Source organism: Aeromonas sp. 603757 (genome assembly GCF_049171255.1).
GTDB lineage: Bacteria > Pseudomonadota > Gammaproteobacteria > Enterobacterales > Aeromonadaceae > Aeromonas > Aeromonas veronii_A.
Genome location: NZ_JAAKOE010000011.1, coordinates 135,967 through 154,927, shown reverse-complemented (window position 1 = coordinate 154,927; position 18,961 = coordinate 135,967). Strand labels below are relative to the sequence as shown.

Sequence of the window (18,961 nt, the reverse complement as noted above, 5' to 3'; positions counted from 1 at the left end):
GGAAAAGGCGTAAATATCAAAGTGTGTTTGTATGAGGCCCTGGGGCGCCCCATGCAACACGTAATTGGGACATAGCCTTTTTTTTGCCTGCAAGCCGCAAACCGGTAACAAACGCGCAAAAAAATGCCCAACTAGCAAGAAGCAGGTTGGGCGAGACTTAATGTTTAATTGCAGTGGCATTGATATAGAGTCTCCTGCTGTGGAGTTAGTTCCAATCTTTTTGCCCCTTTTAACAAAAAACATTCCGCTAACACTCATTCACATTCTCTTGACACTTCACGTTATGAAACGTACTTTTTAAACATTCGTTTAAGTGAGGTGTCCTGTGAGTAAAATCGATACCAAAAACCGTATTCTCGACGCCGCTGAAGTGCTGTTTGCCGAGCGGGGATTCGCCGATACCTCTTTGCGTCTGATCACCAGTGAGGCCGACGTCAATCTGGCGTCGGTGAACTATCACTTCGGCTCCAAGAAGGAGCTGATCCAGGCGGTGCTCGACCGCTATCTGAGCCTGTTCATGCCCGATCTGGATGCCCGCCTGCGGGTACTGATGGAGCAGGAGCAGCTGACCCTGCTGCAACTGTTTGAAAGTTTTGTCGAACCGCTGATGAAGCTATCGGCGGTGCGGGCCAACGGCCCGGCCATCTTCATGCAGCTGCTGGGGCGCGGCTATATCGACAGCCAGGGCCACCTGCGCCGCTTTATCACCGCCCACTATGGCCCCATTTTGCAGCGGATCACCCAGGCCATCTCCAAGGCCAATCCGGCCCTGTCGCCAGCGGATCTCTTCTGGCGCCTGCACTTCACCCTGGGCACCGTCGTATTCACCATGGCCTCCGCCGATGCGCTGCGCGACATCGCCCTGGCCGACTTTGGACAGCAGCTCGATGTGGAAGGGCTGGTGCGCAACGTTATTCCTTATCTGGCGTCCGGAGTCGGGGCGCCCGTGGAGTCGACCAGGCTCTCCCTGGCCGTGTAACAACCAACAATAAATCAACGGAAACAGTGAAATAGAAGGAACTTCGGTATGATCACATTGCTTGTCCTGCTGGTGCTGGCGATAGCCGTTGTGCTCGGCGTACCCTCCATCCGTAAAAAGGTGGTAACCCGTCCGGTGTTCGGCATCTTCAAAAAGATATTGCCGCCCTTGTCAGCCACCGAGCGGGAGGCCATGGAAGCCGGCTCCGTCTGGTGGGATGGCGAGTTGTTTCGCGGCAACCCCGACTGGAAAAAACTGCACGGCTACGGCAAGGCCGAGCTGACCGCAGAGGAGCAGGCCTTTATCGACAATCAGGTCGAAACCCTGCTCGCCATGGTCGATGACTTCAAGATCGTCAACGAAACCAAAGACCTGCCGGAACCGGTGTGGGACTATCTGAAGAAGGAAGGCTTCTTCTCCCTGATCATCCCGAAATCCTATGGCGGCCGCGAGTTCTCGGCGATTGCCAACTCCACCATCGTCACCCGCATCGCCACCAAGAGCTTGAGCGTGGCGGTCACCGTCATGGTGCCGAACTCCCTCGGCCCGGGCGAGCTGCTGATGCACTATGGCACCCAGGCCCAGAAAGATTTCTGGCTGCCGGGGCTGGCCAGTGGCAAAGAGGTGCCCTGCTTCGCCCTGACCGGGCCGGAAGCGGGCTCCGATGCAGGCGCAATTCCTGACAAGGGGATCGTCTGCAAAGGGATGCACAAGGGTGAAGAGGTGCTGGGTATTCGCCTCAACTGGAACAAGCGCTACATCACCCTGGCGCCACGAGCCACCGTGCTGGGGCTGGCGTTCAAACTCTATGACCCGGAAAAGCTGCTGGGTGACAAGGAAGAGCTCGGTATCACCTGCGCGCTTATCCCCACCAGCCACCCGGGTGTGCGCGTTGGCGATCGCCACTACCCCATGGGTCTGGCGTTCATGAACGGTCCGACTTTCGGTAAGGATGTGTTCATTCCGCTCGACTGGATCATTGGCGGCCCGGATTACGCCGGTCGCGGCTGGCGTATGCTGGTGGAGTGCCTCTCCGCCGGTCGCGGCATCTCGCTGCCTGCTCTGGGCACCGCTTGCGGTCACATGGCGAGCCGCACCGTGGGCGCCTACTCCTATGTGCGCAAGCAGTTCGGCATGTCCATCGGCAAGTTTGAAGGTGTTCAAGAGGCGCTGGCCCGTATCGGCGGCCTCACCTATCAGCTCGAAGGGGCCCGTCGCATGACCGCCGGTTCCCTGGACCTGGGTCAGGCGCCGGCCATCGTCACTGCGATTTCCAAGTACCACATGACCGAGATGGCGCGCCAGATCATGGATGACTCCATGGACATCCACGCCGGTCGTGCCATCCAGCTGGGCCCGAAAAACTACACCGGCTACGCCTACATGGGGATTCCGGTCGCCATCACGGTGGAAGGGGCCAACATCCTGACCCGCAACCTGATGATCTTCGGGCAAGGGGCCACCCGCTGCCACCCGTACGTCTTTGCCGAGCTGGAAGCGGCGGCCGATACCGACGTGGAGCGCGGTCTCGAGAAGTTTGACACCCTGCTGATGAAACACATCGCCTTTGGCGCCGGCAACTTCTTCGGTTCCCTGTTCCAGGGGTTGACTCTGGGTCAATTCAACAGCGCGCCGGTGGCCGGCGAAACCGCCCGTTACTACAAGCAGTTGTCTCGCATGAGTAAAGGACTGGCACTGTGCGCCGACGTCTCCATGCTGATGCTGGGTGGCGATCTCAAGCGCAAGGAGATGATCTCCGCCCGTCTGGGTGACGTGCTGAGCCACCTCTATCTGGCCTCCGCCACCCTCAAGCACTACGAGGATCAGGGCCGTATGGTCTCCGATCTGCCGTTCGTGCAGTACGCGGTGGAGCGCAACCTCTACCTGATTGGCAAGGCGTTCGAGGGCTTCTTCCAGAACTTCCCGAACAAGGTGGTGGGTGCCGTACTCAAGCGCGTGGTGTTCCCGTTTGGCGTGGGTTACAAGATGCCGGCCGACGATCGCTGCCACGCCATCTGTCTGGCCATGATGAAACCGGGCGAGTTCCGCGACCGTCTGACCGCCCTCTGCTACGTCGGCAAGGACGAGGCGGACCCGGTCGGTCTGATGGAGCGCGCCTTCCAGGCCATGGTCGCCGTGCAGCCCTACGAGAAGAAACTGGTGCAGGCCCAGAAAGAGGGCAAACTGCCCCGCAAACTGGCCCTGCCGGAGCTGGTTGCCGCTGCGCTGGCCGGTTCCATCCTGAGCAAGGACGAGGCAGACAAGCTGCTGGCCGCCGATGCCCTGCGCTACGAAGCCATTCAGGTGGACAACTTCGCCCCGGGCGAGCTGGAAGGCTTCTCCCAGCAACCAAGCAAGCAGCCAAACAAGGTCGAGCACGCCGCCTGACCCCTTGGCAAACCAGTACCAAACCGGCCCTCGTGGCCGGTTTTTTGTTTGTTAACCATGCATTTACAAGCCGGGAGAATTCCAGTTAAATGCTTGAGTCCCTGTTGCAGGGGCTTTGGAAGCAAGGCCAGCGGAATGGCCGATAACAACAACTCAGGAAGAGTGAATGAACCTCGCCAAAACGGCGATCGAACGCCCCATCTGGGTGGCGGTCTCGATCGTGCTTATTTTCCTGCTGGGCCTGCTCAGTATCCGGGGACTGCCGATCCAGCTGTTCCCCGACATCGACCGTCCACACCTCAACATCTCGGTGAGCTGGCGTTCAGCCTCGCCCCAGGAGATGGAGTCGGAGATCACCGACCCCATCGAACAGGAGATGCAGGGGGTGCAAGGGCTCAAGAGCCTTGTCAGCAACAGCTATCCCGGCTTTACCGAAATCGACATGGAGTTTGCCCTCGGCACAGACATGCAACGGGCCCAACTCGACGTGATTTCGCGACTGAACCGGGTCTCGGGATTGCCGGACAAGATCGGCGGCCCCTACGTCAACAACTACAGCAGCAACGATACCCTCACCTTTTTCTTCATCCAGCAGCTGCCCGGTGCCAAGGGGGTGATCGATGATCATCAGGCGTTGATCGAGGCGCGGGTCAAACCCGAGCTGGAGCGCATCGAAGGGGTCTCGACGGTCGCAGTCGAGGGGATCAACGAGCGCCAGATCCAGATCCGCTTCGACCCCTACCGCGCCGCCGAGCTGGGAGTGGAGATCCCGGTACTGGCCAGCCGCGCCACCACCGGCTGGGACGTGTCGGCCGGTACCCTCGACATCGGTCGCTGGGAGTACAAGCTGCGCTTCGCCGGTCGTTACGATGTCGAGACGCTGGGGGACAAGGTGGTGGACTGGCGCAATGGCCTACCCATCTATCTGCGGGATGTAGCAGAAGTAAGGGTGGCCCGGGAAGAGAACCCGGTGCTACGGATCCAGAACGGCAATACCGCCATCGCCGCCCAGATCTTCAAGGAGAGCGGCGCCAATGCCCTGGCCTCCCTTGAGGCGATCAAGGCTCGGGTGAACGAGCTCAACCGCGAGGTGCTGGAGCCGGTCGGGCTGCACATGGAGCAGTCATTCGATGCCTCCCTCTATATCAATCGCGCCGTCAGCATGGTCACTGCCAACCTGGGGCTCGGGGTGCTGCTCTCCTGCGCCATCCTCTGGCTCTTCCTGCGCCAGCTCAAGGCGACCCTGATGATTGCCCTCGCCATCCCCATCAGTATCATGCTCACCTTCTGCCTGCTCAAGGTGATGGATCGCACCCTCAACATCATCTCGCTGGCGGGCATCGCCTTTGCCGTCGGCATGGTGCTCGACGCCGCCATCGTGGTGCTGGAGAGTATCTACCGACGCCACGAGCGGGGGGATTTGAGCAAGGCGGAGGCGGCGCTCGAAGGTACCCGTCAGGTGTGGACGGCGCTGGTGGCATCCACCCTCACCACGGTCGCCATCTTCCTGCCGGTGCTGCTGCTCAACGATGTGGAGGGCCAACTGTTTGCCGATCTGGCGCTCACCATCGCCTGCGCCGTGACGGTCTCCATGCTGGTCGCCGTCATCGTGCTGCCTGCGGTGGCGGCGCGCTGGATGGGACATGAAACGCTGACCGACCCCTATGCGTCGCTGTGGCAGCGCACCACCCGTCACGTGATCCGCTGGACCTCGACCTCACGCCAGCGCTGGACGGTCATCACCCTGATGATGAGTCTGCCGGTACTGGCCACCTGGGCGCTGCTGCCCAAGATGGACTATCTGCCAGACGTAAAACGGGACGCGGTGGATGTCTGGATGAACTTCACCCCCGGGGTCAACCTCAAGGCCCAGCGCGAAGAGGTGATCGATACCCTGATCGCCCGCCTCGCCCCCTACATGAAGGGGGAGAAAGAGCCTGCCCTCAAGAACTACTACATCTTGCGCTACCCGGGGGGCGCCCAGATTGGCGTGCGCCCCAAAGACGAAAACCGCATCAAGGAGCTGGAGAGCCTGTTGATGAAACAGCTGCTGGTGGGTATTCCCGACACCAGGGTGTTCGGCGGTCAGGGGTCGCTGTTTGGCGGCTTTGACAGCGAGAACGGCGTCTCCCTGCTGCTGCAGGGGGGTAACCTGCCCGAGCTCTATCAGGCGGCCCGTGCCAGCATGGGGATCCTCAGCAAGGACCTGCCAGGAGCACAGGTCCGGCCCGAACCGAGTCTCGACTTCACCGCCCCCGAGCTCAAACTGGTGCCGCAAGATCGGCGCCTTGCCGAAGTGGGCTGGGATCGCACGCCCTTGCCCACCATCATCCAGACCTTTGGCGACGGCTTGCGGGTTGGCGAGTATTTCGACGGCGAGGATCGGCTCGACATCATGCTGATGGGGCAGAGCTCCGCCAATCCGGACGAACTGAAGGCAGTGCCGCTGGCCACCCCCTCCGGGCGCATCGTCCCCCTTGGCGAGCTGCTGCGGGTGGAGCACGACATGGGCCCGGCCAGTATCTTCCGGGCCGATGGGCGTCGCAGCATCATCCTGCAGATAGCGCCCCCGGCGGGCATGACCATGGAGCAGGTGATCGACACCCTGAAAAACCGCAGTTTTGCCGCCATCCGCCCCCTGCTGCCCGCCGGTGGCGAGCTGCGCATTGCCGGCAATGCCGACAGCCTGCAACAGGCGCTCGACAATCTGGGGACCATCTTCCTGTTCGCCGTGGTGATCCTGCTGGTGCTGCTGTGGGGGGTGTTTGCCTCCATCAAGGATGCCCTGCTGGTGCTGCTCACCCTGCCCCTTGCCTCGGTTGGCGGCGTGCTGGCGCTGCAACTGAGCGGGCTGCTGGTGCCGCTGCCGATGGACCTGCTCACCATCATCGGCTTTGTCATCCTGCTGGGACTGGTGGTCAACAACGCCATCCTGCTGGTGCATCAGACCCGCACCGCTGAACGGGACGGTATGAGCCGTCAGCTGGCGGTGGCTGATGCCTTGCAAAGCCGGATGCGCCCCATCGCCATGACCAGCCTCACCAGCATCTTCGGCATGCTGCCGCTGATGCTGAGCCCGAGTGAGGGGAGCGAAATTTACCGCGGGCTCGCCACCGTCATTGTCGGCGGCATGAGTTGCAGTACCCTGTTTACCCTGATCCTGTTGCCTGCCTTCCTGCGTCTCGGGGAGCAGGTGGCGATCCCACAACCCCTGCGCCAGCGGGCCTGAGCAAGGAGCTCATCGATGACACATATGATTACCCGAATGTTGGCTGGCGCTGCGCTGATTGCAGGCAGTGCGCTACCGGTATTGGCCGATCAGGGCAAGATGGTGACCCTGGCGGATGTGACCCAAGGGGATGCGGCCGCCAATATCTGGGTCAGCGGCACGGTGGCGAGCCGTCAGCAGGCGGCGCTCAGCGCCGAAGTAAGCGGCCGGGTGGAGTGGATCGCCGAATTTGGCAGCCGGGTCAAAAAAGGGGACGAGCTGCTGCGCCTCGACAGTGCGGCACTGCGCCTCTCGCTGGAGCAGGCTCGCGCCGAGCAGGCGAAATGGCAGAGCAACTTGCGCTTCGCCCGCGCCGAATCCCAGCGGATCACCCGGCTACACCAGCAAAAGAGCGCCTCCCAAAGCCAGTACGACAAGGCCAGTTACGATGTGGAGCAGGCCGCGCTGGCCGAGCGGCTGGCCGCCATACAGGTGAACCAGATTGAAGAACAGCTGCGCCGCAGCCACATCTATGCCCCGTTCGACGGGGTGGTGAACAACCACTTCATCCAGCCCGGCGAGCATGTGGACGCGGGCGAGCAGGCGCTGGAGCTGGTCAACCCGGATCAGCCGGATATCCGCCTGCAGGCCCCCATCCTCTGGGCCCAACAGCTGGCGCCGCAAACCCGGCTGCGGGTGGAGGGGGAGCAGCTGAGCGGTCACGGCGTCTATTACCAGCGGGCCGCCAGCGCCGATCCCAAGTCGCGCCTCATCGAGCTGCGCCTCAAACCGGAAGCGGGCACTTTCATCATCGGCTCGCCGGTACGGGTTGCCCTGCCACTGGGGGAGCAACAGAGCATGCTGCTGCCCCGGGACGCCCTGGTGCTCGGCACCGATGGCAGCGTGGTCTATCAGGTAGCGCGAAGCGGCAAGGCGCTCAAGGTGAATCGGGTGCCGGTCACCGTGCTGTTTGGCGACAGCCAGCAGGTGGCGGTGAGCGGTGCCCTCAAGCAGGGTGATCGGGTAGTGGTGCGTGGCGCAGGCAGCCTGCAGGATGGCGACACCATAGAATTGTTCAAGGGGTAGCCATCCTGCAGGCTGGCCAATCTTTGCACGCTTGACCCGGGATATACAGCCAAACGGGCCACAGTTTGCTATCTTGGCGGCCATCACTCGCGTTTAGAGCAATCAACACCCATGAGCATTATTTTGGGCATCGATCCGGGTTCACGGATCACCGGATACGGGGTTATCCGGGTCGTGGGCGGCAAGGCCGAATACTTGGGCTCTGGCTGCATCCGCACCGATTGCGGCGAGCTGCCGGAGCGCCTCAAGCAGGTTTATGACGGGGTATGCGAGATCATCACCCAGTTCAAACCCACCGAGTTTGCTATCGAGCGGGTCTTTATGGCCCGCAACGCCGACTCGGCCCTGAAACTGGGGCAGGCCCGGGGCAGCGCCATCGTCGCCGCGGTCAACGCCTATCTGCCGGTGAGCGAATACTCTGCTACCCAGATCAAGCAGGCAGTGGTGGGCACTGGCGGTGCCGCCAAGGAGCAGGTGCAGCATATGGTGACCCATCTGCTGAAACTCTCCGCCACCCCGCAGGCGGATGCGGCGGATGCCCTCGGCGTCGCGCTCTGCCACCTGCACACCCGCCAGAGCCTGATCAAGATGGCCGGCCGCGCCAGCAGCTCGGTACGTGGCCGCTATCGCTGAGCCCTTGTGTCGTCCACGACTCATCTCGGTATCACCAAATAAAAACCGCCCCGGATATCCGGGGCGGTTTTTTATATTTCCCCACATAACGGGGCCATCACTGATGGCCCCGTTATGTTTCTCATGTTGAATGGATTTGCCTTACACCAGCTCCCCCAGCGCGCCGATCAGAGCGTCGAGCCCCTGATCGACCTTTGAACGCGGGCAGCCGACATTGAGTCGGATATAGCCTGTGCCTTCCGGGCCGTAGGTGTCGCCGCGCATGATGGCGACCCGGTATTTCTCCACCAGCAAAGTTTGCAGCGCATCCATCCGTTCGGGGGAGTCGATGCCAAGGCCACGCAGATCAATCCAGGCGAGATAGGTTCCCTCGGGCACCCGATAGTCGATGGCGGGGAAAGCCGCGTTGAGCCGCGCCGCCACATGGGCGAGATTGCCGTGCAGGTAGGATTTGAGCGCATCGAGCCAGCCAGCGCCGTCCCGATAGGCGCTGATATGGGCCAGCACCCCGAGAATGGGCGGCGATGAGAGGCCGTGGGCCGCCTTGAGCCGTTGCAGATAGGCGGCGCGCGCCTCGGCGTTGGCGATAAAGGCATAGGCGCCGCCAAGGGCGGGAATATTGAAGGATTTGGAGCCCGAGCTAACCAGCGCCCAGTGATCGTCCGGCGCCACCTCGCTCCACGGCAGGTAGCGAGCAAAGCTCATATCCATATGGATGTCGTCCGAGATGACCTTGACCCCATGGCGCTGGCAGATAGCGGCCATCCGGCCGAGTTCATCCCGCGTCCAGACCCGGCCGGTGGGGTTGTGGGGGCTGCAGAGCAGCAAAATCCGGCAATCGGAGCGGGCCGCTTGCTGCTCGAAACATTGCCAGTCGATCTGGTAACTCCCCTCTGTTTTTTTGAGCGGACAGGGCAGCAGCACCCTGTCGTTGGCAGCCAGCATATTGCCGAAGGCGTCGTAGGCGGGGGTATGCACCAGCACCCCTTCCCCCGGCGCCGACCAGAGGCTCACCAGCTGGGCAATCACATAGATGACCGAGGGGCCGTACACCAGCGTCTCGGGGTCGAGGCTCGCCCCGTAGCGGTGGGCAAACCAGTTGCTCACCGCCCCCTTGAAGTCGTCGTGATTCCAGCGGCTGTAGCCAAATACCCCGTGCTCAAGTCGGGTTGCCAACGTCTGGCGAATGCAGGGGGCGGTCTCGAAATCCATGTCGGAGATGGTAAAGGGGAGCAGGTCGGCATGGCCAAAACGGTCGGCTACATAGTCCCACTGAGTGCAGTAGGTGCCGTGGCGGTCGACCACATGGTCGAAGTCATAAATATCGTGCATGAAGTTTCTCCCTCCATAAACAGGAGACATATTGGGAGAGGCAAACAAGGGGGGCTTGCGCCCCCCGTTCGGTTCTTATTGGCCGGTTCAGGCCCCCATCAGGCTCTGCAGCTGGTTTTTCACCAGATGCACCTGCGGGCCGATCACCACCTGCAGGTTGTGCTCGTCGAGCTTGATCACCCCGATGGCGCCGTTTGCTTTCAATACCTTGTCATCGACCCGGCTCATGTCCTGCACCGACATCCGCAGGCGGGTGATGCAGTTATCGAGCGCCAAGATGTTATCGGCGCCGCCCAGGGCGTTAAGGATGATTTCACCGTTGTAACCGCTGTTGCCAGCCTTCTTGCCCGCGGGCTGGGCAGCCTCGCTGGTTTCGATTTCGCGGCCGGGGGTTTTCAGGTTAAAGCGCACGATGGCGAAGCGGAACACGCTGTAGTAGATGGCAAACCAGATCGCAGCCGCGACCGGCACCAGATACCACTTGGTGGCGGCGCCTTGCAGCACGCCGAACACCAGAAAATCGATGAGGTTGCCGTCGGTGTTGCCGATGGTGACGCCGAGCAGCCCCATGGTCATAAAGCCCAGACCCGTCAGGATGGCGTGAATAACGTAGAGCACCGGCGCCACGAACAGGAACAGGAACTCCAGCGGCTCGGTGATACCACCGATGACGCAGGCCACCACGCCGGAGACCAGCAGTGCCTTGATCTTGCCGCGATTTTCAGGGCGGGCGCAGTGATACATGGCGAGCGCCGCACCCGGCAGGCCGCCGAGGAAGGCTGGCATCTTGCCCTGAGAGAGGAAGGAGGTGGCAGAGACAGAGAAGCCGGAAGTGTCGGCGCAGGAGAGCTCGGCGTAGAAGATATTGAGGGCGCCGCTCACCTCGTGACCGCATACCAGCTGGATGCCGCCCGCTTCGGTAAAGCGGATCAGCGCCACCAGAATGTGGTGCAGACCGAGCGGCAGCAGCAGGCGCTCACCGGTACCGAACAGGAAGGGGCCGAAGGGACCGGCGTGGGAGATGAGCGCCCCGATGCCATTGATGCCGGCAGCAAACCAGGGCCAGACGAACGGCACGACCAGACCGACCACACCCAGCACCAGCGCGGTGATGATGGGCACGAAGCGGGCACCGCCGAAGAAGGCGAGCGCATCGGGCATCTTGTAGGTGTAGAAACGGGCGTGCAGTTTGGCGACGATCACCCCGACGATGATGGCCCCCAGAATCCCGGTGTCGATGGAGCTGATGCCGAGGATCGATTTCACCCCGTAGGCCTTCTCCGCCGCCGCGTCACCGATGACGTTAGCCACGGTGAGGTAGAAGTTGATGGAGAGGTTGAGCGCCGCATAGCCGACGAAACCGGCAAAGGCCGCGACCCCTTTCTCTTCTCGCGCCAGTCCGAGCGGAATGGCCACCGCAAACATCACCGGCAGATAGATAAAGGCCACCAGCCCCACCTTGGTCATCCAAAGGAACAGCAGTTGCAGCACGGTATTGTCGAGGAAGGGCATGCTCTGCTTGACCGCATCACTGGTGAGCGAGCTGCCGACACCGAGCAGGATGCCCGAGAAGGCCAGCAGGGCGACCGGCAACATAAAGGTCTTGCCGAGGCTCTGCAGGAACTCCCATATGGTGGATTTGGCTTGAGGCTTGGCCATGAAACGGCTCCTTGTGAATAGACAGCAATATCTGCGGCTTTCCCCGTGGCTGCTCGTGGCAATTTCGACGCAGAGGCGCGGGTCAGCATCAGGTTTTGCTGGATGATAAAACGTTTTATCAATTTACAAGTGCCGACAGGATCACAGAATAAGGGGGCTGGCTGGCAGCAGGATCCAAATTTGTGAGCCGGATCGGCCAGATGGTGATGTAACGTTTCACTTGGGCATATGAGCAGGTATGCTTGAGCCTCGCTCTCAACTGTCCGTCATCCGTTCGCCCTATGTCGCCCAAATCCCTCTCTGCCAAAGCCACCAAGATCACCGATGTCGCCCAGCGGGCGGGAGTGTCGGTCACCACCGTCTCCATGGTGCTCAACGGCAAGGGGCGCATCTCGCCGGCCACCGCCGAGCGGGTGCAGCAGGCGATAAAAGAGCTCGACTATGTGCCCAACAGTGCCGCCGCCAACCTGCGCAGCCAGCAGTCCAATCTGGTGGGGCTGATCCTGCGCGACATCACCGACCCCTTCTATACCGAGGTGACCGCCGGGGTGAGCGAGGTGCTTGAGCAGCAGGGCTATCTGCTGTTTCTGACCCAGTGCGGCCACAGCCCGGAGCGGCTGCAGCAGAGCATCCACTCCCTGTCACGGCAGGGGGTGGCGGGCATCATCTTCAATCCGGTGCGCGGCGCGGCGGCCAAAACCCTGGAGACCCTGCTCGACTCCGAACTGCCGGTGGTGTGCGCCGCCCGCTCCTACTATCGTGATGACGTCGACTTTATCGGCCCCGACAACACCCACGCCGCCAAGCAGGCCACCACCTACCTTATCGAGCAGGGCCACCGCCATATCGCCTATGTCGGCGGGCGGGCCGACTCCCTCACCCGCGCCGAGCGGATCGGCGGCTACTGCGCCAGCCTGCTGCAATATGGCCTGCCCTTCAAACCGGAGTGGGTACTGGAGTGCGAGCGCACCCAGCGCAGCGCCGCCGACACCATCGCCCAGCTGCTGCACCAGCACCCCAAGGTGACCGCCGTGCTCTGCCACTACCCCGAGGTGGCGCTCGGCGCCATCTATGGCGTCGAGGCGAGCGGCCGCACCGTGGGCAAGGACAACTACATCGGCCAGCAGGTGGCCCTGCTCGGTTTTGACGATGTGGCGGAGGCAGAACTCACCTCCCCCGCCCTCACCTTTGTCAGCTCACCGGCCCGCGAAATCGGCCGTCAGGCGGCAAAACGACTGCTGACCCGGATGCAGCAACCCGAACTCGCCCCCAACCGCCATATCATCACCCCCAATCTGCAAAAGCGGGAGTCGGCTTGAGCTGGCAAGGCTGGCCCATCTGCAGCAACCCGAGCTCGCCCCAACCGCCATATCATCACCGCTCACCAGCAAACCGCAGAAGTGGGCATCGGCCAGAAGCACACGGCTGCGGCGCGCGGGCAAATAACAAAGAGGGGGCGCAAAATGTGAGCCTGCTCACTGCGCCGGCAAGGAGAGATTGAGAGCCAAGTGGAGAGGAATATGATGGGCGTCCACTCTCTTCACGAGCCCCTTTATGAGCAACCCGCACGACCAGAATCCGCCAACTGAAATCCATCGCTGTGACAAATGCGGCGAGCGTACCCGCCATATCGTGGTGCTGGTCGCCCGCGATCACAGCCAGGACATCATGCCCCAGGATCCGCGCAAAGCCTTCTGGCAAGCCTTTACTTCCAGCAGCATCACCAACTGGGCGTTTGGTGAAACACTGGCCTACCAGACTACCCATGTAAAACATCTTATTTGTGAGCGGTGCGGGGAGAAGTTTCTGGAGTATTGAGTGGCGGTAGTACCCAGCAAGAAGTGACGCTCAGCTTGCGGTCGCCGCGCCAAGCGGTCAGATAACAGCCGCTTATTAAGCAATTTATTGATCTTTGGCAGGTTTTTGCCCGACTGCGGTTTTACCCTGCCCCTCTCTCGATTAATATGCTCCACTTGGCAACCACTCTTGCAGAGATAACCCTGTGCAGCCGTTTCGCCATCCACTACATCGCCGGATAACCGCAGCAGGCTGGAGGCTGTAATCCACGGGCGGTAGCGTGGGTTTTCACCAATTACCCCAGCATGATTCTAATCAATACACTGGTGGTCGAAGCGAAAACGCTAGCTCTTTCCTAAGGGAGCACTCCGTTTACCTTCTCAAACCAGAATGTGAATGGCGTTAACCTCTATTTAAATAGATGGTTAAAGTCGATGTATGCCACAGAATTATTTAAATAAAATATTTAATACTGAGAATACAATAATGAACTTTTATGCATTACGAGTATCTTTAGTCGCGACAGAGCCACAGTTATTTATTAATGAAAATATGTCGAAAGATATTTTTTCTTTTGAAAATGCAATTTTTCACGCAGTTGAAAATCCACCAGAAGATGAATACGGTGAAAAACTTTACTCCATAAAGGTACTTGTTGATGGCAGAAATCGTGGCGTGATGGGAGGAATGGTTGCAAAAGCCAAAAGCTTACATGGTCATGACTCAGAATTTAACGAATATAGTATCGATGATTACCCACCAATGGTTTGGCTGTGGGATAGGCAACAGCAGGTGATCCTATTAGAAAAAAAGACGACCGTTTTTACAACACCAACTGCGGCATGCAAAGCTTTCATCAAAATTGCCAACAACATAGAACTGGCGGAACTAGGGTTAAGAGTAGACATAGAGCCAGTTTTAAATGAAGAAAGCAATAATTTTTGGGAGGAATATGACAGGTTTGAATTTGTAGAATCAGTCTCCTTCGAGTTGCTACCTCCCAATCTATTCGGCCATACTGAAATGGAAATGAAAAAAGCGCTTATTGACACTGCTGAAGTCACTAACGCTAACAAAATTACAACCACTTTTGAAAATAAGGACAAGAAATTAAACCTAAAGACAGATGGATTTTTAAACAACATGGTTAGATGGTGTAGAAAAGGTGGCGGAAATTGGTCATTAAAAGGAAAGTTATTTGGGCATAAAACCCAGCTATGGCAAGTTAAAAGCGAGAAAACAGCAACTATAGTTGTTATGGAAGGTAAAGGAATTACAGAGTTACAACTTAATAACTATGATGTTGAAGAATTAATTCAAATTGTTGAGTTATACAGACCTCAATACGACTACAACGATATAATAGAAGAAAAATGAAATGTTAAAAACATTGGCAATATTCATTAGTATCTTCTTAATTTCCTTATCACTTTCCTCTGGAGATAAGCAAGCCTACATAATTATAGAGTCCAACACTCCGGGAATATTAGGCGCAATTCTCGGAGGTATTATAGCTGGGATTTCAATTATATTAAGCGTCATAATAAGCTTAACCAGCAACATGAAAAGAAAGTTCGGTTCATTCAATGGATTTATAGATAGCTTAAAAGTTGATGTCATAGCCTTAGTTGTATTTCTTTTTCTATCTTTGCTACTACCATATTTCAGGGTTGTGGGCATTCCTCTAATAAACTATCCAAATCATGCGTTATTACCTAGCAGGGATGTTTTTTATACCGCCATTGAAATCACGCTAATTATAATATCAACAACAATAATAATTGAAGTTCTCCGAGTAATGTTAATGCTGATTTCACATTTTTTATCCCTCACAGACGATAAGCCTGAAAACAATGAAAATTAATGTTTTAATCCATACAGGTTTATAAAATAATTTCGTAGCACATAGGTTAGAATAGCAAGACGTATCGGATATTCGCGTCATCACCTCTACTTTCCCGCCTCCAGATATCTGTTCCAGAAAAGAGCACTCATAGATGAAACGTATTCTGATTATTGGCAACTCGGGATCGGGCAAGAGCTGGTTGGCAGCTCGATTGGCTGAGCAGTTAACTATCCGCGAGGTCAATCTGGACACTATCGTCTGGCAGCCGGGCGGCTTTAACCAAAAACGGCCCCAGCATGAGATTGATCATGCCATTCAAACCCTTGCTCAAGAGCCATCATGGATGGTCGAAGGGGTATTTGGTGCCCTGGCCGAGCAACTGCTTGATGCCGCTGATACCCTTCTCTTTCTGGATCTCGACTGGTCAGTATGCCGTGATTCACTGCTATCGCGTGGATCACAAAGTGCCAGGCAACGGGATGCAGTGGCAGCCGAAAAGAGCTTTCAACAACTGCTGGTGTGGGCATCGGAATATGGGCAGCGAGCCGGTAAAAGCTCCCGCCAATTCCATCGCGAGCTGTTTGATCGATTCCCAAACGACAAGCACCGTTTCACGACTCGGGCAGAAGTAAATAGCTATCTCACGCACCTGACAACTCATAGCTAACGGGGTAGAGGATGACGCAACAGGAGTTGGCGAAAATGGGGGGCGCTTCAGTAAATATCCAGCTGCTGGATGGCAAGCCCTGTATCAGAAAAAGCTGCGCATCGCCTGTCGAGCGCCATTTCTACCAACGCGCCGCACTGCATTTGAGCGGGCTCAACACTCCTTCCCTGCTCAAGGTCGAAGGGGAGACCCTGTTCCTTGAGCAGATCCCTCATCCGGTCACGCTCACGCAGCTGCACCACAACGAACAGACCTTTGCTCAGCTGGCCTGCCTGCATAACGCCAACTATCAGCCCGACTTTGCGGTGAAAACTCACGGCTGGTCGCTCGCCGACACCAACGAGGCGCTCTCTGTACTCTGCCTGCCGGAAGCGGTAAACGAGAAGATCCGCCATATCCAGCAAGTCGGCCACGAACTATTCGAGGAGTCATACCTGATTTCGGGAGATAGCAACGAGGGAAACTGGGGCACCCGCGACAATGGTGAGCTGGTGTTGTTTGACTGGGAGCGATTTGGTTATGGTAGTCCGGCCATCGATCTGGCCCCGCTGGTGCCGCGGATGGGTTCGCTGGCTGAATATGAAACCATCATTGAACGCTATCTGCGCCACAGTTCGCTGCTCTCTGGCGACCGGTTGCTCCGCCATCTCGTCATGGCCAAGTGCTGGCTGATTATTGAGGTCACCAATCTGCTGACCAGAAGAGAGAAGCCGCAGGCACAGCAATATCTGGAGTGGTATCGGCAACAAGTTCCCAACTGGCTGGGGTCGGTGGCGCATATGGTGTAATCCGCAGGTTCGAATAGCGCAGCGTATTCGAACGTTCGTGTTATCACCTCTCTCTTTTCGGCCATCCCTCTCTTGCCACCACACTTTCTTCCCAAACAACGCCCCTCTGCGCTCGCCCAGCCAATGCGATTGGCCTCCGCCATCAGGCGCATAAAAATCCTAATCCGCCCGACGAAATGGCGACTTTTTGTGAGAAGGGTCACATCTGATAACGCCTTAAAACCACATATAAATCCAGACCCTGCTGGTGATTAATTTATTGACATGTTATTGACATGACGCATTACAAACCTGGCTACGAGACCAACCACAATCCATTTATTTGTTTTTAAAGACAAAATTAGCAATAACCTGAAAATGGTGAGTCCTGCCTGAAAACGGGATCTTCATCACATCGCGTTTTACTGCGCACAAAAATCCAGTGATTAGCACATTTGTCCGATAGGGATGGGGCGAGCGAGCCACGATAATGAACAGGTCATTTTTATCCAGTACGTCGATACGTACTCACGCATAGCTTCCGTCACCGGAAGCGGGGAGAGCGCCATGATCACCACCTTGATCAATGAACATCTGATCAACCTCGATTTGAAAGCGACGCGTAAGGAAGAGGTCTTCACCGAAATGGCCCGCCTGCTGGCGTCGCAAGGCAAAGTCAGCAACGAGCAGGCCTTTATCAAGGATCTGTGGGCCCGCGAAGAGCTGGGTAACACCGGCTTTGAAGAGGGCGTGGCCCTGCCCCACGCCAAGAGTGCGGCGGTATGCAATCCGGCGGTCGCCATCGGCATCAGCCGCAACGGCATCGAGTACGGCGCCGAAGATGGCAAGCCGTCCCACATTTTCTTTATGATCGCCTCCCCCGATGGCGGCGCCAACCACCATATCGAAGTGCTGGCCGAGCTCTCCGGCAAGCTGATCGAAGAGGGCTTTATCGCCAAACTGCTGGCGGCAAAAACCCCGGCCGATGCGCTGGCGCTGCTGCTGACCAAGAAAGAGGAGCAGAGCCCGGCCCCGACCACCAGCAAAGGCTTTATTATCGGTGTCACCGGCTGCCCGGCCGGTATCGCCCACACCTATCTGGCGGCCGAGTCGCTGGAGCGCGCCGCCAAGGAGCTGGGTTATGAGGTGAAGGTGGAGACCAACGGCTCCATCGGTGTCAAGAACAGCCCGACCGCAGACGAGATTGCCCGCGCCACCGCCATCGTGGTCGCCTGTGACAAGCAGGTGGACATGGCCCGCTTCGCTGGCAAGCCGCTCATCAAGACCGGCGTAAAAGCCCCCATCAAGGATGGCAAGGGTCTGATTGAGCAGGCGCTGAAAGCCCCCGCCTATGTGGCTGACAAGGATGAGAAGAAGGGTGACGAGAAGCGCGCCAGCGGCGGCAGCTCGGATCTCTATCGCTACCTGATGAACGGCGTATCGCACATGATCCCGTTCGTAGTGACCGGTGGTCTGCTTATCGCCCTGTCACTGGCCATCGGCGGCAACCCGACTCCGAGCGGCATGCAGATCCCGGAAGGGAGCATGTGGAACCAGATCCTCAACGTGGGCGTGGCCGCCTTCACCCTGATGATCCCCATTCTGGCGGGCTATATCGCCTACGCCATCGGTGATCGTCCGGCACTGGCACCGGGCTTTATCGGCGGCTGGATCGCCAACAACGGCAGCTTCTACGGCGCTGACGCCGGTACCGGCTTTATCGGTGCCATCATTGCAGGCCTGTTGGTCGGTTATCTGGTGCGCTGGATTGCCACCCGTCAGTACCACAAGATGGTGCAACCGCTAGTGCCGATCCTGATCGCCCCCATCGTCGGGTCGCTCTTTATCGCTGCGGTCTTCATCTTCATCATCGGCGCCCCGATTGCCGACATGATGACTGGCCTCAACGCCATGCTGCTCTCCATGAGTGGTGGCAGTCTGGTGCTGCTGGGTATCGTGCTGGGTGGTATGGCCGGCTTTGATATGGGTGGCCCGGTCAACAAGGTGGCCTTCCTCTTCTCCGTCGGCATGATCGCCTCCGGTCAGACCCAGTTCATGGGGGCCATGGCCTGCGCCATCCCGGCTGCGCCTCTTGGCATGTCGCTGGCTACCGTGCTCGGTCGCAAGCTCGGCATCTTCGACGAGTCCGAGATCGAAGCGGGCAAAGCCGCCGGTGCCATGGGTCTGGTGGGTATCTCCGAAGGGGCGATTCCGTTCGCCGCCCGTGACCCGCTGGCCGTCATTCCGGCCAACGTGCTGGGCAGCATGACCGCCGCTGTGATGGCCTTCCTGTTCGGCATCACCAACAGCGTTGCCCACGGTGGCCCTATCGTGGCTCTGCTGGGTGCCGTCAACAAGCCGCTGCTGGCCCTGCTCTGCATGATCTGCGGTGCCATCGTCACCGGTGTGGTCGCTGTTGCCCTGAAAAAGCTGCGGGTAAAAAAGAGTGACGAGGTAACTCTGGCCAAGGCGGCCTGAGTTCCCCTCGCCATCGCGGCTCGTAGAGCATAAAAGAGGCCACCCCACGGGGTGGCCTCTTGTTTTTGGGATGGCTGGCGAGCCGTATTTCCCAATATCGCCCCCCGAGAAATAGTGGTCG

15 protein-coding genes are annotated in these 18,961 nt (G+C 58.4%); 12 read left to right on the top strand and 3 right to left on the bottom strand.

The genetic code is table 11. The annotated features are described in order from the left end of the window. Nucleotides 1–258 (bottom strand): hypothetical protein (locus G5332_RS12600; protein ID WP_421311272.1); only part of this gene is annotated, 258 nt, incomplete at its 3' end. A 67-nt stretch (nucleotides 259–325) separates the two neighbouring features. Between G5332_RS12600 and G5332_RS12595 the strand changes: the two genes are divergently transcribed. From G5332_RS12595 to ruvC, 5 genes are all read left to right on the top strand, one after another. Further along, the gene (locus G5332_RS12595; protein ID WP_005334507.1) at nucleotides 326–979 is read left to right on the top strand and encodes a TetR/AcrR family transcriptional regulator; all 654 of its coding nucleotides are present in this window, start codon (nucleotides 326–328) and stop codon (nucleotides 977–979) included. Nucleotides 980–1,027: 48 nt separating this feature from the next. Then, on the top strand, nucleotides 1,028–3,367 hold the full coding sequence (locus G5332_RS12590) for an acyl-CoA dehydrogenase (protein WP_421211583.1): 2,340 nt from the start codon (nucleotides 1,028–1,030) through the stop codon (nucleotides 3,365–3,367). Between the two features lie 166 nt (nucleotides 3,368–3,533). Further along, entirely contained in the window at nucleotides 3,534–6,596 is a 3,063-nt protein-coding gene (locus G5332_RS12585) for an efflux RND transporter permease subunit (protein ID WP_421311271.1), read from the top strand. Between the two features lie 15 nt (nucleotides 6,597–6,611). Next, nucleotides 6,612–7,661 carry an efflux RND transporter periplasmic adaptor subunit gene (locus G5332_RS12580; RefSeq protein ID WP_421172563.1) on the top strand — a complete coding sequence of 350 codons (1,050 nt, stop codon included), beginning with the start codon at nucleotides 6,612–6,614 and terminating at the stop codon, nucleotides 7,659–7,661. A 111-nt stretch (nucleotides 7,662–7,772) separates the two neighbouring features. Next, nucleotides 7,773–8,294, top strand: a complete 522-nt coding sequence (ruvC, locus tag G5332_RS12575) for a crossover junction endodeoxyribonuclease RuvC (protein ID WP_005334512.1) — start codon at nucleotides 7,773–7,775, stop codon at nucleotides 8,292–8,294. Nucleotides 8,295–8,435: 141 nt separating this feature from the next. Here the strand turns inward: ruvC and G5332_RS12570 are convergent, their stop codons facing one another. Further along, nucleotides 8,436–9,626, bottom strand: a complete 1,191-nt coding sequence (locus G5332_RS12570) for a MalY/PatB family protein (protein WP_376891929.1) — start codon at nucleotides 9,624–9,626, stop codon at nucleotides 8,436–8,438. An 87-nt stretch (nucleotides 9,627–9,713) separates the two neighbouring features. Continuing rightward, the gene (gene malX / locus G5332_RS12565) at nucleotides 9,714–11,285 is read right to left on the bottom strand and encodes a maltose/glucose-specific PTS transporter subunit IIBC (protein ID WP_421172562.1); all 1,572 of its coding nucleotides are present in this window, start codon (nucleotides 11,283–11,285) and stop codon (nucleotides 9,714–9,716) included. Between the two features lie 281 nt (nucleotides 11,286–11,566). Here malX and G5332_RS12560 point away from each other — a divergent pair, with 281 nt between their 5' ends. The 7 genes from G5332_RS12560 to G5332_RS12530 all read left to right on the top strand — a co-directional run bounded on the left by G5332_RS12560 (nucleotide 11,567) and on the right by G5332_RS12530 (nucleotide 18,840). Next, on the top strand, nucleotides 11,567–12,604 hold the full coding sequence (locus G5332_RS12560) for a Mal regulon transcriptional regulator MalI (RefSeq protein WP_103252222.1): 1,038 nt from the start codon (nucleotides 11,567–11,569) through the stop codon (nucleotides 12,602–12,604). 235 nt (nucleotides 12,605–12,839) lie between these two features. Further along, nucleotides 12,840–13,103 carry a hypothetical protein gene (locus tag G5332_RS12555; protein ID WP_201950049.1) on the top strand — a complete coding sequence of 88 codons (264 nt, stop codon included), beginning with the start codon at nucleotides 12,840–12,842 and terminating at the stop codon, nucleotides 13,101–13,103. Nucleotides 13,104–13,520: 417 nt separating this feature from the next. Beyond that, nucleotides 13,521–14,459, top strand: a complete 939-nt coding sequence (locus tag G5332_RS12550; RefSeq protein WP_421311270.1) for a hypothetical protein — start codon at nucleotides 13,521–13,523, stop codon at nucleotides 14,457–14,459. Nucleotide 14,460: 1 nt separating this feature from the next. Continuing rightward, nucleotides 14,461–14,946: a hypothetical protein gene (locus G5332_RS12545; protein WP_201950036.1), complete on the top strand. Its 486-nt coding sequence runs from the start codon at nucleotides 14,461–14,463 to the stop codon at nucleotides 14,944–14,946. Between the two features lie 133 nt (nucleotides 14,947–15,079). Next, the gene (locus G5332_RS12540) at nucleotides 15,080–15,595 is read left to right on the top strand and encodes an AAA family ATPase (protein WP_421311269.1); all 516 of its coding nucleotides are present in this window, start codon (nucleotides 15,080–15,082) and stop codon (nucleotides 15,593–15,595) included. Nucleotides 15,596–15,606: 11 nt separating this feature from the next. After that, a complete protein-coding gene (locus tag G5332_RS12535) occupies nucleotides 15,607–16,383 on the top strand; it encodes a phosphotransferase family protein (protein WP_234922378.1) in 777 nt (258 codons plus the stop codon). Nucleotides 16,384–16,929: 546 nt separating this feature from the next. Continuing rightward, nucleotides 16,930–18,840 (top strand): PTS fructose transporter subunit IIABC, encoded by a 1,911-nt coding sequence (locus tag G5332_RS12530; protein WP_421311268.1) that lies wholly within the window; start codon nucleotides 16,930–16,932, stop codon nucleotides 18,838–18,840. The last annotated feature ends 121 nt before the right edge of the window (nucleotides 18,841–18,961 follow it).

What these genes read in the sequence shown, in the direction of transcription:
- G5332_RS12580 (WP_421172563.1), top strand. Translation starts at nt 6,612, where the DNA reads ATGACACATATGATTACCCGAATGTTGGCTGGCGCTGCGCTGATTGCA.
- G5332_RS12550 (WP_421311270.1), top strand. Translation starts at nt 13,521, where the DNA reads ATGCCACAGAATTATTTAAATAAAATATTTAATACTGAGAATACAATA.
- G5332_RS12545 (WP_201950036.1), top strand. Translation starts at nt 14,461, where the DNA reads ATGTTAAAAACATTGGCAATATTCATTAGTATCTTCTTAATTTCCTTA.
- G5332_RS12570 (WP_376891929.1), bottom strand. Translation starts at nt 9,626, where the DNA reads ATGCACGATATTTATGACTTCGACCATGTGGTCGACCGCCACGGCACC.
- G5332_RS12540 (WP_421311269.1), top strand. Translation starts at nt 15,080, where the DNA reads ATGAAACGTATTCTGATTATTGGCAACTCGGGATCGGGCAAGAGCTGG.
- malX (WP_421172562.1), bottom strand. Translation starts at nt 11,285, where the DNA reads ATGGCCAAGCCTCAAGCCAAATCCACCATATGGGAGTTCCTGCAGAGC.
- G5332_RS12560 (WP_103252222.1), top strand. Translation starts at nt 11,567, where the DNA reads ATGTCGCCCAAATCCCTCTCTGCCAAAGCCACCAAGATCACCGATGTC.
- G5332_RS12535 (WP_234922378.1), top strand. Translation starts at nt 15,607, where the DNA reads ATGACGCAACAGGAGTTGGCGAAAATGGGGGGCGCTTCAGTAAATATC.
- ruvC (WP_005334512.1), top strand. Translation starts at nt 7,773, where the DNA reads ATGAGCATTATTTTGGGCATCGATCCGGGTTCACGGATCACCGGATAC.
- G5332_RS12555 (WP_201950049.1), top strand. Translation starts at nt 12,840, where the DNA reads ATGAGCAACCCGCACGACCAGAATCCGCCAACTGAAATCCATCGCTGT.
- G5332_RS12530 (WP_421311268.1), top strand. Translation starts at nt 16,930, where the DNA reads ATGATCACCACCTTGATCAATGAACATCTGATCAACCTCGATTTGAAA.
- G5332_RS12585 (WP_421311271.1), top strand. Translation starts at nt 3,534, where the DNA reads ATGAACCTCGCCAAAACGGCGATCGAACGCCCCATCTGGGTGGCGGTC.
- G5332_RS12590 (WP_421211583.1), top strand. Translation starts at nt 1,028, where the DNA reads ATGATCACATTGCTTGTCCTGCTGGTGCTGGCGATAGCCGTTGTGCTC.